At 73.4% G+C, this 14714-nt stretch carries 12 protein-coding genes; 6 read left to right on the top strand and 6 right to left on the bottom strand.

All coding sequences use genetic code 11. The features are described from left to right. Positions 1-165: 165 nt before the first annotated feature. The 3 genes from ABTY04_RS01280 to ABTY04_RS01290 form a co-directional block, all read right to left on the bottom strand. Positions 166-3165 (bottom strand): helix-turn-helix transcriptional regulator, encoded by a 3000-nt coding sequence (locus ABTY04_RS01280; RefSeq protein ID WP_352211219.1) that lies wholly within the window; start codon positions 3163-3165, stop codon positions 166-168. A gap of 399 nt (positions 3166-3564) precedes the next feature. After that, on the bottom strand, positions 3565-5544 hold the full coding sequence (locus tag ABTY04_RS01285; RefSeq protein WP_352211220.1) for a serine/threonine-protein kinase: 1980 nt from the start codon (positions 5542-5544) through the stop codon (positions 3565-3567). 233 nt (positions 5545-5777) lie between these two features. Continuing rightward, positions 5778-6410 carry a hypothetical protein gene (locus ABTY04_RS01290; RefSeq protein ID WP_352211221.1) on the bottom strand — a complete coding sequence of 211 codons (633 nt, stop codon included), beginning with the start codon at positions 6408-6410 and terminating at the stop codon, positions 5778-5780. A gap of 370 nt (positions 6411-6780) precedes the next feature. Here ABTY04_RS01290 and ABTY04_RS01295 point away from each other — a divergent pair, with 370 nt between their 5' ends. Genes ABTY04_RS01295 through ABTY04_RS01315 form a run of 5 tightly spaced genes read left to right on the top strand, consistent with a single transcriptional unit; the run spans position 6781 to position 11185 of the window. Next, on the top strand, positions 6781-8445 hold the full coding sequence (locus ABTY04_RS01295; RefSeq protein ID WP_352211222.1) for a sensor histidine kinase: 1665 nt from the start codon (positions 6781-6783) through the stop codon (positions 8443-8445). 17 nt (positions 8446-8462) lie between these two features. Next, positions 8463-8849 carry a roadblock/LC7 domain-containing protein gene (locus tag ABTY04_RS01300; RefSeq protein ID WP_352211297.1) on the top strand — a complete coding sequence of 129 codons (387 nt, stop codon included), beginning with the start codon at positions 8463-8465 and terminating at the stop codon, positions 8847-8849. Continuing rightward, entirely contained in the window at positions 8846-9208 is a 363-nt protein-coding gene (locus ABTY04_RS01305; protein ID WP_352211223.1) for a DUF742 domain-containing protein, read from the top strand. The genes ABTY04_RS01300 and ABTY04_RS01305 overlap by 4 nt, the downstream gene beginning before the upstream one ends. Then, positions 9189-9809: a GTP-binding protein gene (locus ABTY04_RS01310; protein ID WP_352211224.1), complete on the top strand. Its 621-nt coding sequence runs from the start codon at positions 9189-9191 to the stop codon at positions 9807-9809. The genes ABTY04_RS01305 and ABTY04_RS01310 overlap by 20 nt, the downstream gene beginning before the upstream one ends. Continuing rightward, positions 9806-11185 (top strand): cytochrome P450, encoded by a 1380-nt coding sequence (locus tag ABTY04_RS01315; protein WP_352211225.1) that lies wholly within the window; start codon positions 9806-9808, stop codon positions 11183-11185. The genes ABTY04_RS01310 and ABTY04_RS01315 overlap by 4 nt, the downstream gene beginning before the upstream one ends. Positions 11186-11187: 2 nt before the next feature. Here ABTY04_RS01315 and ABTY04_RS01320 read toward each other — a convergent pair whose 3' ends face one another. The 3 genes from ABTY04_RS01320 to ABTY04_RS01330 form a co-directional block, all read right to left on the bottom strand. Further along, on the bottom strand, positions 11188-12306 hold the full coding sequence (locus tag ABTY04_RS01320; protein WP_352211226.1) for a terpene synthase family protein: 1119 nt from the start codon (positions 12304-12306) through the stop codon (positions 11188-11190). A gap of 3 nt (positions 12307-12309) precedes the next feature. Beyond that, positions 12310-13227: an SAM-dependent methyltransferase gene (locus ABTY04_RS01325; RefSeq protein WP_352211227.1), complete on the bottom strand. Its 918-nt coding sequence runs from the start codon at positions 13225-13227 to the stop codon at positions 12310-12312. A 207-nt stretch (positions 13228-13434) separates the two neighbouring features. Then, the gene (locus ABTY04_RS01330; protein WP_352211228.1) at positions 13435-14022 is read right to left on the bottom strand and encodes a hydrolase; all 588 of its coding nucleotides are present in this window, start codon (positions 14020-14022) and stop codon (positions 13435-13437) included. Between the two features lie 127 nt (positions 14023-14149). On the opposite strand from ABTY04_RS01330, the gene ABTY04_RS01335 reads away from it, so the two are divergent. Further along, positions 14150-14704, top strand: coding sequence for a DUF6434 domain-containing protein (locus ABTY04_RS01335; protein WP_352211229.1), 555 nt, complete (start codon positions 14150-14152; stop codon positions 14702-14704). The last annotated feature ends 10 nt before the right edge of the window (positions 14705-14714 follow it).

Raw genomic sequence — 14714 nt, forward strand, 5'->3', positions numbered from 1 at the left:
CGGACCGCGGCGGGGGGTGCGGGAAACCACGACACGTACGTACGTGGGTCCGGGAAACGGGGCGGCCCCGGAGCGATCCCGCCGTGCTGCGGGAAGGCTCCGGGGCCTTGTGTGCCGGTCTGTGCGGTCCTCGGCGTTCTGGGCGGCTCTACGGCCGCTGCGCGGTCAGACGGAGTCCAGCGCCCGGGCGAGCGCTCCGCGCCGGGCGATGCCCAACTTGCCGTACACACGCGTCAGATGAGTCTCCACGGTGCGGACGCTGACGAACAGCCGGGCGGCGATGTCCTGGTTGGTGAGCCCTTCGAGGACCAGGCCCGCGATCTCGCGTTCCCGGGCGGACAGGACGTTGTCCGCCGGCCCGCCGGGCCGCAGAGCCAACGGGGGGCGTTCTGCTTGCCGTTCCTCGGCGAGGTGCTCCGCGCGGTCGGGCACGTACCCGTCCGGGCGCTGCGAGGGCGCTCCGGAGGGCGCGTAAGACTCCCGCAGCTGCGCCGCCGTGGCGCGCAGCCCGTGCGCGCCGGCCCGTTCGAACTGGGCCTCCGCAGCGGAGACCGTCCGGGCGAACCCCTCGGCGTGCCCCAGGGCGCCGGCGGAACGTGCCGCCACCAGGTACGCCTGGCCGGCCTTGACGGGCATTCCGGCCGCCGCCAGCTGGTCGCCGGCCCGGCCCGCGAGCTCCGTCGCCCACTCGTGCTCGGCGCGGACGCCCGCCAGCCGGGCCTCGGCGAGTTGCGCCACGGCGGCGGTGATCGCGAGCCCGGGCACCGGGACACCGGTGGCCTGCGCGACGTGCCCGGCGACCGCCTCGACGTCCCCCTCCCGGGCCCAGAACTCGGCTGCGAGCGCATGATGGTTCACGGACATCGGATCGGGCCGCCGCCCGTTCGGGGAGCCGAGGAGCCGGACCGCCTCGGCCGACGGGATCGGGGTGCCCAGGGCCAGTGCGGCCTCGATCCGGACGTGCCGGACGAAACCGGCCCACATCCAGGTCTCCGGCTCCGGGTAGCCCTCCAGCAGTGCCAGGGCCGGCGCGGCGGCCTCGGGGCCGGCTCCCCACAGGACGGCCCGCAGCCGCAGGCTCGCCGCCGGCGCCAGCATTTCCGTGGTGCCGAGCGCCTTGCCCAGTTCGAGGGCCGTGTCCGCGGCCGCCAGCGCGTCCTCCATCGGGCCGGACTGGGCCAGCAGGGCCGCGCGGACGACGTGCAGCTCCGGAAGCATGTAACGGTGCCGGTGGGTCTCGGCGAGCGCGATGGCCTCCTCGACCCGGCGCGCGCACCGGTTCGGACGCTCCAGCAGGATCTCCGCCCAGCACAGGTCGGGCAGTCCGCCCAGCAGTCGCAGCCGCTCGCTGCCCGTGAGGGAGTCGGCCAGACGCTCTGCCGAGTCGAGCGCGTCGGCGGCGCCCGTCACGTCTCCCTGGACGATCAGGCTGAGGCTTGTGAGGGCGTCGGCGGCCGCGGCGAGCTCCGGACGGTCCGACGGGACGTCGAGGGTGTCGAGTCGGCCCAGACATCGGTCCCACTGGGCGTTCATCATCTCCCGTCTGGCCAGGCTGATTTCGGTCTCCGCCGGGACGCACGTCCGAGCCGCCGCGGTCTCCTGCGCGAAGGCCGCCGGGCCTGCCGTACGCGGCCGCGGGCGCGAGACCAGGGCCGAGCCGGCCGGCGCGTCACCGGAGATGCCGGCCTCGCGCAGCAGACGGTAGGCGCGTTCGCCCCGGCCGCGCAGCCGCTCGCCCAGCGCCAGCAGGTCCGCCGCGGACGTCGAGCTCCCGCTCGAAGCGGAGAGCAGCGGGCGCAGCACCTCGGCGGCTTCGTCGAGCCGGCCGGTGACCGTCAGGCCTCGCCCCAACAGCACGGAGGCCCGCCGCAGTTGAACACTGTCACCCCGGTCGGCGAGCACCCGCAGCACGGAGCGCAGCCGCCGGATGCTGGTCTCGGGAGCCTGGTGCAGCTCGGCCCGGGCGATGTCGACGAGCCGGGCCAGCTCGTCCCCGGACGCCGTGTGCGCCAGGTGCTCGACGTGCGCGGCCCAGGCGGCCCCGGGCGCGGCGCCGCGCCGGTCGAGATGGGTGGCGGCCCGCCGGTGCGCCTCGACGCGCCAGGCCGGGCCCGCCAGACGGTAGCCGACGGCGCCCAGCAGCGGCCTGCCGAACCGGTACCACCCGGCGCTGCCGACCACGCAGCCGTGGTCGGCCAGCTCGTCGAGGGTGATGCCGACCCGGCGCTCCGGCAGGACGGCCACCTCCGCGACGAGTGCCGGGTCGAACTCCGCACCGGCGACGGCGGCGGCCTGCAACACCGCCCGGGCGCAGGCCGGCAGGCTGTCGAACTCGCCGAGCAGGTCGGGGTCCGGGTGCCAGCCGTCGAGGAGGCCCACCGGACGGGGGTCCCCCGAGGCCAGCTCGCCCGCCAGCTCGTCGGCCAGGTCGGCCGCGAGCCCGGCCGTCAGGGAGTGGAGGGCGCGCAGCTGGCGGGGGTTGCCGCGGCCCGCCACGACGAGCTGGTGCTCCCGGGCCGGCGGGGCCGCCGGCAGCAGGAGGGCGGCGTCGGGCGGGGCGAGCGGGCCGAGCACGATCCGCAGCGCGGCAGCGTCCCCGAGGGTCCGCGCCAGCCACGACGGGCAGCCCCCGGAACGGTGCGCCAGTACTAAGCCGAGGCGCTGGTCGCACGGCCCGCGCAAGAGGTGTTCGAGGAGTCGCAGGGACTCCTCGTCGGCCCACTGGAGGTCGTCCAGGACCAGGACCACCGGCGTACGGTCGGCGATCTCCAACAGGGCGTCCCGCAGCCTGCGGTGCCTGCGGTGGAGGTCGGACGGCCCCCCTGCCGGCTTCTCGCCGAACTCGTCCAGCAGGTCCAACGCCGGGGTGTGGTACAGGGCGTGCATCAGCAGTCCGTAGGGCATGTCGGTGTCGGCCGGCGTGGCCGCCGCCCGCAGTACCTCGCGTCCCGCCGACGCGGCCCGCTCGCCCGCTGCCGCGAGCAGCCGGGTCTTGCCGATACCGGCCGTCCCCTCGACCACCGCGACCCTGCTCGTCCTACGGCCTTCGGCCAACAGCCGTACGAGCCGGTCGAGCTCGGCGTCCCGCCCGACCAGCGGCACCGACGGCGCGCCAGCTGCGTCCGCCGTCATCCCCGCATCCGTCACCGCTCGAAACACAGGCATCTCCCTGATGTTGCGGGCACGGTGCCGACCGCCCGTCCAGGGCGATTGACACCAGACTTTCACGTCACGCCCGTAAGATCCCCCGAATCGAAGCTGATCATCGCTTCCGCCGCCCTTCCTGTCGAGGGGAGGATCAGCTACGGCTGACGGAGCCTCGTTGGGCAGGCAGCTGTGGAACGGGTCGGGCACCTGGTCCAGCGGCCGGCGGTCGTCGTGACGAGCTCCGCGGGCTGCCCCTCGGGACCGCTCACCGGCAACCGGCCTGATGGCCGCAAGCGCGTCGCCGAACCCCGGCGCCTTCTCCTCGCTCGCCTCCCGGCTGAGCGCGAGCCTGCCCTTCCGGGGCGGCGTCGCATCCGCCGCGCTCCCCAGCCGCGAGGGCCGGGCGGCCGTGCGGGGTCAGGACGCGCAGGTTCCGGCCGAGCCCCAGCGCAGGAACCGGGGAGCGCCGTCGTCGCCGATGACTGCGACCGCGTACTGGGCGTAGACCCACTCCTTGCCGGCGCGGGATTCGGTGAGGAGTGCCCGGCAGGCCACGTCAGCGGCGGCCTTGGCCCATTCCTCCTGTGTGTCCCGGTTCCACTCGGGCTTCGTGGCCCACAGGTACATCGCGCCCTCGTGCGGGGCGAACCCGATGCTGGTGTTCTCGTCGCTGATGTAGCGGGCGTCGTGGAAGAGACGGGAATTGCCGTTCCACTCCCCGAAGAGCCGGTGGACCGCATCGGTGGCCACACGGATCTCCGCCTTGTCGCTGCTGGGGATCCTCGCCGCCTCCAGGCCGGTTTCGGTGGGCTGCCAGTCCGGCGCCTGGCGGCCGTCGGTGACGTCGCGGTCGACGACCCGGGTGGCGCAGCCGGCGTTGGTGCGGAAGTTCCCCTCCCACACGACGGCGGGCGCGGCAGGGGAGGTGGCGTCCACCAGCACGTACTCGTCGTACGGGAGGCCCGCATAGATGTCCGCCATCATGCGGAGGGTGGTGCAGGCGTCCTTGGCCACCGCCTGGACGATGTACGGGGCGGGCGCGGCGCCGCTGATGGCGATGTAGACCTCCTTCCGCGGCGGGGCGAAGCCCACCTCGTACCGCCCGTCGTAGTCGTAGTCCGAGCCCACCCCCAGGCTGACGTCGTGGCCGAGTGCCGTCTCGGTTTCGAGCTCCGCTTCTCCCCGGGCGCGGCGAGCCGTGCGCCACGTGACGATCGTCGCCTCGGCGCTGTCCGCGGACGCCGGCTCAGGCCTTCCCGTACGCGTACCGGCCGGCCCCGCACCGGCGGAGGGCGTGGCGGTCGTCGCGGAACCGGCGGCGGCGCCGTGAGGGCGGCCGGAGGCGGGCGGGGAGGGCGTGTCCGCGGCGCTGAGCGCGAGCGCACCGCCCGCCAACCCGGCGATGACGGCCCCCGTGGCCAGGGTGATGCCGATGGCGCGACGGCCCGGGCGGGCGGGGGGACGCCACATCGGGTCGTCCGCGGCGGGTACGTCCCACTCGGCCCCGACGCGATCAACGGCCAGGGTCGGATCGGCGCCGGACGGGAGGATCCGTGTGGCCTGGGCGGCGAGGACCCCGGCGCACTCCTCGGCGATCTCGCGCGCGGCGGGGCGGCCTTCCGGGGCTTTGGCGAGGGCCCTTCCGACGACTGCGCGGAGTTCTCCGGGGAGGCCGACGAGGTCGGGGTCGGCGGACATGACGCGGTAGGCGACGACGTCCGGGGCTCCCGTGCCGAAGGGCAGGCGGCCGGTGGCGGCGTGCGCGACGAGGGTGGCCCAGGCGAACATGTCGCCTTCGGGGCCGACGGCGCCGGTGCGGTAGTGCTCGGGGCTGATCCAGCCGGGTGTGCCGGTCATCACGCCGGTCCGGGTGACGGACGTGCCGTCGGCCGCGCGGGCGATGCCGAAGTCCAGGACGCGGGGGCCGGCGGGGGTGAGGATAACGTTCTGCGGTTTGACGTCGCGGTGGACGACACCGGCGGCGTGGATGGCTGCCAGGGCCTGGGCGGTGCCGGCGGCGAAGGCGTACAAGGTGCCGCCGGTGAGCGGACCGTGGGCGGCGAGGTGCCGGTCGAGAGTGAGCCCCGGGGCGTAGGCGGTGGCCAGCCAGGGGGTGTCGGCGTCGGGGTCGGCTGCGAGCAGGGGCATGAGGCACGGCCCCTGGACGCGGGCGGAGAGCTGGACCTCGCGGCGGAAGCGGGCGCGGAACTCGGCGTCCGCGGCATGTGCGGCATGGACGAGCTTGACGGCCACCCGCAGGCCCCCCGGGTCGAGACCGGCGTGAACGGTGCCCATGCCTCCCGAGCCCAGGCGGCCGATGATCCGGTACGGTCCGACCCGCTTGGGGTCGCCCGGGCGGGCCGGCTGCACCCGTCCGTCAGAGCGAGCACTGCTCACAGGGTGTCCGTTCCTCTTCTGCGCCGGTGCGTGACGAGGCCGGAGGCATCCATCGCAGGAGTCCGCGCAAGCCCGCCGGCTGGATCGTATCCGCAGGCCGGTCAACGTGTGGCGGCAACCGGAGCATTGGTGCGCGCAGCGGTGCCGCTGCGCCTTCGGGTCGGCCATACGTTCCCACCGGTACCGATGCGGCCCCGGTCCCGGCCCGGCGACGCCCCTGCAGAGCCGTTCGCTCAGCGCGGGCCGGTGGCCGCGGCCGCGAAGGGGGCCGCGTGGGCCGGGGGGCTCGCGAGGACGGCGACCCACGAGCCGTCGGCGAAGACGATGTCCATGCGGCCCTTCTGGAGGATCCCCGTCGGATTGGCGCGCACGGCGGCCACGGCCGGGCGGGGGGCTTCCCAGTACTGCTTCAGCGCGGGCGCCGTCCGCCACAGCGGTGATACGTCGGTCAGGGCGAACAAGCGCCGGTCGGTGACGGCGAGTACGTCCGCTGCCGAGCCGCGGGCGCTCGCACGGCCGATGAGGAACCGCCCGGCCGCGCTCTGCCAGCCGCCCTCCATGCTCTTGCCGTGCATCAGCCGGGTGCCGAGGCGGTCTGCCAGGTCCGGCGCGCGGTCGACCGCGTTCGCGGCGGCGGCGAGCCCGGACTGCCGCGGATCGAGGATTCCGCCCGCCTTGAGCAACTGCCGCAGCGGGCGGGGGGCCTTCGCCTCGATCTGCCGGGCGAGTGCGGACGGCTCCGGCCGGGCGAGCAGGTTTTCGGGCGGATACGGCACTCCGGGGCCGAGTTCGAAGGAGCAGGCGGCGACGAGCCGCTCGCCCGGGTGCAGGAACTGCTGGGCCTGTTCGCGCCTCTCCTGGTTCAACGCGTTTGCTCCCGTTCTGTCGTGGGGTCGGCGGGGCCGGTGGGGACCGGGCGGTTCCGCCTCGGGCCGAGGGTGATTGTCTCCCGGAGGCGCTCGGGGCCGATGGCGGGATTCGGCCGTTCCTTGGGTGAGGGGTCCGGGGCCGTGGGCGGGGTGGTCGACGGGTGGAGAGCAAGCGCGGACTGCGTGGTCGGGGCTGCGCACCGGGCGTACCCGGCAGGCGGCGCGCACGGGTTTCGGCCAGATCGTGAAATGCCAACCGGCTTACCAGGCCCGGATGGTGACCTGTTGTCAAGAGACGCGCACATAGACGCTAAGATTCCGGGCCGTTGTCATATGATCATTCACTTTCGATCGTTTGAGGGTTCTGATGGTTCGCGTGGGATCGTCGCCCGGAAGTCCAGGGCCCACCTCACCCGTCGTTTGGGCGCTGCCCGCCCTGCTGACCGCCGCCGTCGCGGCGATCGCCGTGGCGCAGGTGTCCGCACCTGCCCGCACCCCCGTCGCCTGGGTCGGCGCCGTGGCCTTCGTCGCCGTCGCCCTCTCCTGCGGTGAGGCCGCCCGGCGCGGCAAGGTGGTCGCCGCGCTGCGGCTGACGGTCGCCGCGCAGGAGGCGGCCCTGCACCGACAGCAAACGGAGACCGTACGGCTCGCGCAGGAGCTGCTGCCCGATGTCGTGGAGCGCCTGCGCAAGGGGGAGTTCCCCGAGGAGGTGCTCGCCTCCCTGGAGGAGCTCGACACCCACGGGCCCGGCCTGTCGCCCGAGTTCAGGGCCGCCCACCATGCCGTGCTGAGCTCGGTGCTCGACGCCGTCGTCGCCGAGGAGGACCTGCGCGATTCCGCGCAGCGCGCCTTCGTCAACATCGCCCGCCGCGTCCAGGCCATCGTGCACCAGCAGGCCCAGGAACTGCGGGAGATGGAGGACCGGCACGGCCACAGCCCGGACGTCTTCGGCGACCTGCTGCGGCTCGACCACGGCACGGCCCTCATCGGCCGCCTCGCCGACTCCATCGCCGTGCTCGGCGGGGCCCGGCCCGGCCGCCAGTGGTCCAAGGCCGTCCCCCTGTACAGCGTGCTGCGCGGCGCCATGTCGCGGATCATCGACTACCAGCGCGTCGAGCTCCATTCGGTCTCGCAGGTCGCCGTCGTCGGCCCGGCCGTCGAACCGCTCATCCACGCGCTCGCCGAGCTGCTGGACAACGCCACCCGCTACTCCCCGCCCCAGACCAAGGTCCATCTGACCGCCGTCGACGTGAACTCGGGCATCGCCGTCGAGATCGAGGACGGCGGCGTGAGCATGAGCGAGGAGGCCCGCAAGCGGGCCGAGCGCATGCTGCGCCAGGCACAGCAGGGCATCGACCTCACCGACCTCGGGGAGACCCCGCGCCTGGGCCTCGCCGTGGTCGGCCGCCTCTCGCAGGCGTACGACTTCCAGGTCTCGCTGCGCTCGTCGGCGTACGGCGGCGTCCGCGCCGTGCTCGTCATCCCGCAGCAGCTCATCACCACCACCGCCGCCGCGACCGGCGTCGCCCACGGCATCGGCACCGCCTCGGGCCCCCGTGCCGCCCTGCCTGCCGGTACGGCAGACACCGGGACGGCAGGAGCGGCGGCCACCGTCACCGCCACCGCGACGGCCGGGGAACCGGCCGCCCGGCCGCAGCCGGCCCGCCCGGTCACCGGCCCCCGGATGCCGGCAGCAGCCGACGAGGTACCCGTCGTGACCGAACGGACCCCGAACGGCCTGCCCCAGCGCCGCCGCAAGATCCGCGCCGTGGCACCGGAAACGTCCGGTGCCGGGGTCGGCGGCGACCGGATCGTGGCGGCGGCCGAGGCGGCCGCCGACCGCGCCGGACACGGGTACGGATCAGCGCCCGCGCCCGAGCCCCGGCCCGAGGTGCAGCCCGGGATGTGGCTGGCCGCCTTCCAGGACGGCCTGTCCTCGGACAGCAGCAAGACCGCCGCGAGCCGGAGCGGCGCAGCAAGCCAGAACACAGACGCCTCGCCGGCCTCGGCGAGCAAGGGGGAACAGCCGTGAGCCAGCAGCAGACCAACATGGACTGGATGCTCAAGGACCTGGCCGAGAGCGTTCCGCAGACCCGCCACGTCATCGTCCTCTCCGCCGACGGCCTGCGCATGGCGCAGCACGGGGCGGAGACCGACACCGCGGACCGGCTCGCCGCCGCCTGCGCCGGACTGCAGAGCCTCGCCGGCGCCGTCGCCTCCGAACTCCCGGGCAGCAGCGGGCGGATGAGGCTGGTCGTGATCGAGATGGACGGCGGCTTCTTCTACCTGATGGCGGCCGGCGCCGGCGCCTTCCTCGCGGTACTGGCCGACGAGGGCGTCGACGCCGGACTGATGGGCCAGCGGATGCGCGACCTCGTCGCCCGGATCGGAGAGCACCTGAGCAGCCCGCCGCGCCGCGACGGGCAGCCGGCGTGAGCAACCCGGGCGGCGGGGACTGGGAAGACGGCACCCCCGAGCGGCTTTATGTGATCACCGGCGGCCGCAGTGGAGGGTCAACGCCCACCCACCTCGACCTCGTCACGCTGATCATCGCCAAGTCGGGGCCCAAGCCCGGGATGCAGCCGGAGCACGCGGCGATCATGCGGCTGTGCCAGTCGCCGCTCTCGGTGGCCGAGATCTCCGCGTATCTCGGCCTGCCGGTCAGCGTGGTCACCGTACTCCTCGGTGACCTGCTCGCCGACAAACACGTGCTCTCCCGCCCACCCGTCGCCCCCGCCAAACTCCCGGACCTGGCACTGATTGAGGCAGTCATCGATGGACTTCGAAAGCTCTGACCGGGCCACCGCGCCCCGGCGCGAAGACGCGCTGCCGGCCACGGCCGCCGCCGCAGTCAAGGTGGTGATCGTGGGCGGCTTCGGGGTCGGCAAGACGACCCTCGTCGGCTCGGTCAGCGAGATCCGGCCGCTCACCACCGAGGAGACGATGACCCAGGCCGGGGTCGGCGTCGACGACACGGCCGGCGTGGAACGCAAGACCTCCACCACCGTGGCCATGGACTTCGGCCGCATCAGCATCAACCAGGAGCTGGTGCTGTACCTGTTCGGCACGCCGGGCCAGGAGCGCTTCTGGTTCCTGTGGCGCGGCCTGTTCGAGGGCGCGCTCGGCGCGGTGGTCCTGGTCGACACCCGTCGGCTGGAGGTCAGCTTCGACGTGATCGGCCGGCTGGAGGAGCGCGGGGTGCCGTTCGTGGTCGCCGTCAACTCCTTCCCCGGCGCGCCCGAATACCCCCTGGAGGAGCTGCGCGCAGCCCTCGACCTGCCCGCGTCCGTGCCGCTCGTCTTCTGTGACGCCCGGCGGCGCGACTCCAGCCGCGACGTCCTGATGACGCTGATGCGCTACCTCCACTCCCTCGCCGCGACCCCGGAGGCACTGTGAGCACCACCCCCACCCCCCAGCCGGGTCCGGCCGCCCCGCCGCCCGGCTGCCCGGCCCACCGGCTCTACGGCCCCGAGGCCGAGGCCGACCCCATGGGCCTGTACGAGAAGCTGCGCGCCGAGCACGGCGCGGTGGCCCCCGTCCTGGTGCACGGCGACCTCCCCGCCTGGCTGGTGCTCGGCCACCGCGAGAACCTGGACGTGGCGCGCACCCCGTCCCGGTTCGCCCGTGACCCGCGCCACTGGCGGGACATGCAGGAGGGGAACGTCCCGGCGGACCACCCCCTGACACCGATGACCGCGTGGCAGCCGGCCTGCCACCTGGTCGACGGCGTCGAGCACGAGCGGCTGCGCGGGGCGATCACCGAGTCGCTGGAGCGCTTCGACCGGCGCGGCATACGGCGGTACGTCAAGCGCTTCGCCGACCAGCTGATCGACGCCTTCGCCCAGTCCGGGCGGGCCGACCTGGTCGACGACTTCGCCGAGCCGCTGCCGATGCTGGTGATGACCCAGCTCGTCGGGGCGCCGGAGTCCTACGGGCCGCGTCTGGTCGAGGCGGCCCGCGACATGCTCCGCGGCACCGAGACGGCCCTCGCCAGCTTCGAGTACGTCTCGGCCACCCTCCGCGAGCTTGTGGTGCGCAAGCGGGAGGAGCCCGGCCGGGACTTCACGTCCTGGATGCTGGAGCACCCCACGGCGCTCGGCGACGACGAGATCGTGGAGCACCTGCGACTGGTGCTGATCGCGGCCTTCGAGACGACCGCCAACCTCATCGCGAACACCGTGCGCATGGTGCTCACCGACCGTCGCTTCCGCGCGAACCTGTCCGGCGGCCACATGACGCTGCCGGACGCGCTGGAGCAGGTGCTGTGGGACGAGCCTCCGTTCATGACGATGCTCGGCCGCTGGGCCACCGGCGACACGGAGCTCGGCGGAGCGCAGATCAAGGCGGGGGACATGCTGCTGCTCGGGCTGGCGGCGGGCAACCTCGACCCCGAGATCCGGCCCGACACCACCGTTCCCGTCCACGGCAACCGTTCCCACCTGGCCTTCAGCAGCGGTCCGCACGAGTGTCCCGGACAGGACATCGGCCGGGCCATCGCGGACACCGGCATCGACACCCTGCTGGCCCGGTTGCCCGACCTGGAGCTGGCCGTCCCCGAGGACGAGCTCCGGTGGACGTCCTCGCTGCTGTCCCGTCACCTGGTGGCGCTGCCGGTCCGGTTCAGTCCGCGGGGCAGCACCGTCACCGGCTCCACGCCGGTGCCGCGTCCGGCCGTCCGGCCGTCCGGCACGGTCCCGTCGGCCGTCCCCGTTTCCGGGGAGCGGCCGACGGGCCGGGGCTCCTGGTGGGCGCGCCTGTTCGGCCGCCGCTGACCTCAGCGCGACGAGTCGTCGAGCTGCTGCCACCACCAGGCGAGAGCCGGTACGGGCAGCGGCTCGGCGCTCGGGTCGCTGGGCGTGTCGGTCCAGGTGATGTCGTACGAAGCCCCGTCGACGGGAAGTGCGTTGCGGTTGCGCGGACTGGCGTAGCGCGGCGCCCGGTCGTGGTATTGGGTGTCTCCCGCGATCCACTGCCCCAACGCGACGAGGTAACGCCCGAGCTGCTCGTCGGCGTCGCGCGCCACCTGCTCGCGCAGCCGGAAGAACAGCGTCACCGTCCGGTCCCGCAGCGCGTACGCGGCGGGCAGCGTCTCGCCGGGCGTACAGCCGTGCTCCCGGGCCAGCACGTTGAGCAGATTCTGCTCCGCCGGCTCGTGGTGATCGTCCTTGTTGTACGAGAACAAGTCGTTGTCGCAGGCCACGATGAACCCGGCGGCGTCGGTCAGGGCCTGGACGGGCGCGGAGTACAGCACCTCGGCCGGTACCTCGATGCCGTTGGCCGCTTCGCACCAGGTCAGCAGGAACCGGGTGCCGCCGACCCAGATCCGTGTCGCCGCGAAGTCGTTGAGGCTCGGCATCACGCCCCGCTCGGCGTTCGCGGCCTGCGCGGCGGCGCCGAGCACCCACTCCCCGACACCCTCGGTGAAGCGGCGCAGCTGGAAGGGGGTGAGCACCTCCCGGGTGCGGGCCACCAGGTCGTCCAGCGCGGCGGTGTGCGGCCCCGGCGGCAGCAGGCCGGAGCCGGGCGCCTGCAGGGTGCGGATGGCGCGGGTGCCCTGGTCGACGACGGACGCGGTGCGCGCCGCAGCGGTGCCGGAATCCTGCCAGTCGTCGGCGGCGAAGGCCCAGTAGCACCACTGGGCGAAGGGCAGCATCAGTTCCACGTCGCCGTAGGGGACGATCCGGCTGACGAAGTCGGCGCTGCGCGAAGCCAGACCCCAGGCGCGTTCGGTGGTGTTCGGGTAGAGGCCGAATGCGTCGATCCAGGCGATGGCCCGTTCTTCGATTTCGGCCGCCTTGGGATGGATCGGATCCCTTTCCCATGGCCAGAAGAACGGAGGCAGTTTCCAGCCGATTCGTGAGGGTGGCGCGTCTTCGCGGTACACGGGTGGCATCGGTCAGCCGCCCCCGCCGAGACGGAACAGCAGGAGCCGGGTCTCCAGGGCGTGGTCGCGCCATATGCGGAACAGCTTGCCGTGCGTGATGGTGGACTCCTGGAGCCGCTCGCGCGACCAGGCGGACGGGGCGCAGGAGCCGGAGCTCTCGACGCGGTCCAGCTCGGCGGTGTTCCAGGCCATGGACTGCACCCAGAACTCGGCGACCCGGTCGGTGACGTCCTCGTCCTGCTCCAGCTCGAAACCGGCCGCATCGGCGGCGGTGAGGTACTCGGTGAGGGTGCCCAGGCGCGTCTTGTAGTAGCCGTCGATGAACCCGGTCCACTCGGGCCGGCAGATGAAGTGCTCCTGGATGCCGAACCAGCCGCCCGGCTTCAGGGACCGGGCCACGACCTGGAAGAGCCGTTCGCGGTCCATGTAGCCGGAGCTCTCGTTGGCGTACGCGGCGTCGTACTTCCGGTCGGCCGTGAAGGTGTGCACGTCGGCCAGGAGGGGGGTGACGCGGTCGCCGACGCCGGCCTGGCGGGCGAAGTCCTCGATCACGGGTATGTGATCGGCCGCGACGGTGAGACCGGTGACCGTCGCGCCGTGCTCCTGGGCCCAGTAGAGCGATCCGCCGCCGACTCCGCAGCCGATGTCGAGGACGCTGCCCGGCGGGTTGGTGTACGCGCCCCAGCTGCGGGCCGCGTGTTCGACGATGGCCTCCTGGGACTCGACTATGCGGCGCTTGAGCGCGCGCTGGGCGACGGTGGTGTTCGGTGTCGCACCGGGGGCGAAAAGGCCCATGTGGAAGTGGACTCGGGGGCCTGGGCCGTACTTGTGGAGTATGTCCGCGGTCTTGCGGCTGTAATAGAGCGGTACTTGGCTGTCATCGAACCCCTGGCCACCAGCGGGGGTCTGGATGACTAGGTTTCTGTCCATCGGTTCTCCGGTCCTGCGGTCGCGTGGGGGTGTTTATCGGCCGCCCCACTCTGCCCAATTGTGATCGATAAAAGTCGTCAATCACTTGGGCCTTGAGCATAGCCACAGCTGAAACGGCAGCAATTCAGGCCATTTGATGCCACGTCAGGTATATGTGGGACGAGAACCGGACAGGAAGGAAGCGGAACCTGGCCGGACGCTCGCGCGTCAGCCGTCCAGCGCGGCCACCACCTCCGCGGTCGAGCTGACCTTGCCGATGCGCGGGAAGATCTTGCCGAACGAGTGGGCGTGGGACTCGGGGTCCGTGTCGGCGGTGGCGTCCTCGGCGAAGATGAGCGAGTAGCTGTGCTCCCAGGCCGTACGGGCGGTGGACTCGACGCCGACGCTGGTGGAGATGCCGGCGAGGACGATCCGGTGGATGCCGCGCCGGCGCAGCTGGAGGTCGAGCTCGGTTCCGGTGAAGGCGCCCCAGTGGCGCTTGGTCACGACGACGTCGCCGAGGGCGGCGAGCTCGGCGGGGATCTCCGAGAACGCGGCGGGCGGGGCGGCGGCCGGGCCCGGGCGGTCGACGTCGGTGGTGGGCAGGTCGCCGCCGTCGGGCGACCAGGCGACCCTGACCAGCACCACGGGCAGCTTGTGGGCGCGGAACGCCTCGGCGAGCGCGATGCCGTTCCCGAGGACCTCGGCGGCGGGCCGGGTGGTCGGCAGGGCCAGGATGCCCCGCTGGAGGTCGATGAGGACCAGGGCGGTGTCGTCGGCGAGAGTCAGGGGGGCGCGGTCGGCTGCGGCGGTCATTCGGACTCCTGCGGTCGGTCCGGGTGTCACGGGTCACCCCATGAAACCCGGACCGCGCGCCGCGGGCGGCCCGGCGGCCTCGACCGGCGTGGCGGTGACCGACCGGCCGCCTCTTTAGAATGGGAACGTGAGTACGAATATGAAGGAAAACCGCCCTGCCCCGACTCCGGCGCTTACCGGGGCGGAATTGCTGCGCTGGTACTGGACCCTGGCGGAACTGTCACGGCTCGCCCGGGAGATGGGCCTGTCCGCCGGGGGCGGCAAGGTGGCGCTGACGGCCCGGCTGGCCGCCGCACTCGACGGGGTCCGGGCGCCGGAGCCGGTCCGGGCGCCGCGCCGCGCCGGACGTCAGCTCGCGGCCCCCGTCGACGGCGACAGCGTGATCCCGGAGGGTCAGCGGTGCAGTCAGGTGCTCCGGGAGTTCTTCGTCCGGGAGATCGGGCCGGGCTTCCACTTCGACGCCTTCATGCGGGAGTACGTCGCCGGGAACGCGGGCCGCACCCTCGCCGAGGCCGTCGCCCACTGGCACGCCACCCGTGCCCGGGCGGCCGAACCCCAGGAGGTCGCCGCCCAGTTCGAGTTCAACCGCTTCCTGCGCGACTGGCACGCCCGCCACCCGGAGGGCACGAGGCAGCAGGCCCTGGCCGCCTGGCAGGCCCACCGGGCCCTCCCGAAAGACTGACCCGCGGGAC

The organism is Streptomyces sp. NPDC097981, assembly GCF_040302565.1.
Classification (GTDB): domain Bacteria; phylum Actinomycetota; class Actinomycetes; order Streptomycetales; family Streptomycetaceae; genus Streptomyces.

What these genes read in the sequence shown, in the direction of transcription:
- ABTY04_RS01295 (WP_352211222.1), top strand. Translation starts at nt 6,781, where the DNA reads ATGGTTCGCGTGGGATCGTCGCCCGGAAGTCCAGGGCCCACCTCACCC.
- ABTY04_RS01280 (WP_352211219.1), bottom strand. Translation starts at nt 3,165, where the DNA reads ATGCCTGTGTTTCGAGCGGTGACGGATGCGGGGATGACGGCGGACGCA.
- ABTY04_RS01320 (WP_352211226.1), bottom strand. Translation starts at nt 12,306, where the DNA reads ATGCCACCCGTGTACCGCGAAGACGCGCCACCCTCACGAATCGGCTGG.
- ABTY04_RS01310 (WP_352211224.1), top strand. Translation starts at nt 9,189, where the DNA reads ATGGACTTCGAAAGCTCTGACCGGGCCACCGCGCCCCGGCGCGAAGAC.
- ABTY04_RS01325 (WP_352211227.1), bottom strand. Translation starts at nt 13,227, where the DNA reads ATGGACAGAAACCTAGTCATCCAGACCCCCGCTGGTGGCCAGGGGTTC.
- ABTY04_RS01300 (WP_352211297.1), top strand. Translation starts at nt 8,463, where the DNA reads ATGGACTGGATGCTCAAGGACCTGGCCGAGAGCGTTCCGCAGACCCGC.
- ABTY04_RS01330 (WP_352211228.1), bottom strand. Translation starts at nt 14,022, where the DNA reads ATGACCGCCGCAGCCGACCGCGCCCCCCTGACTCTCGCCGACGACACC.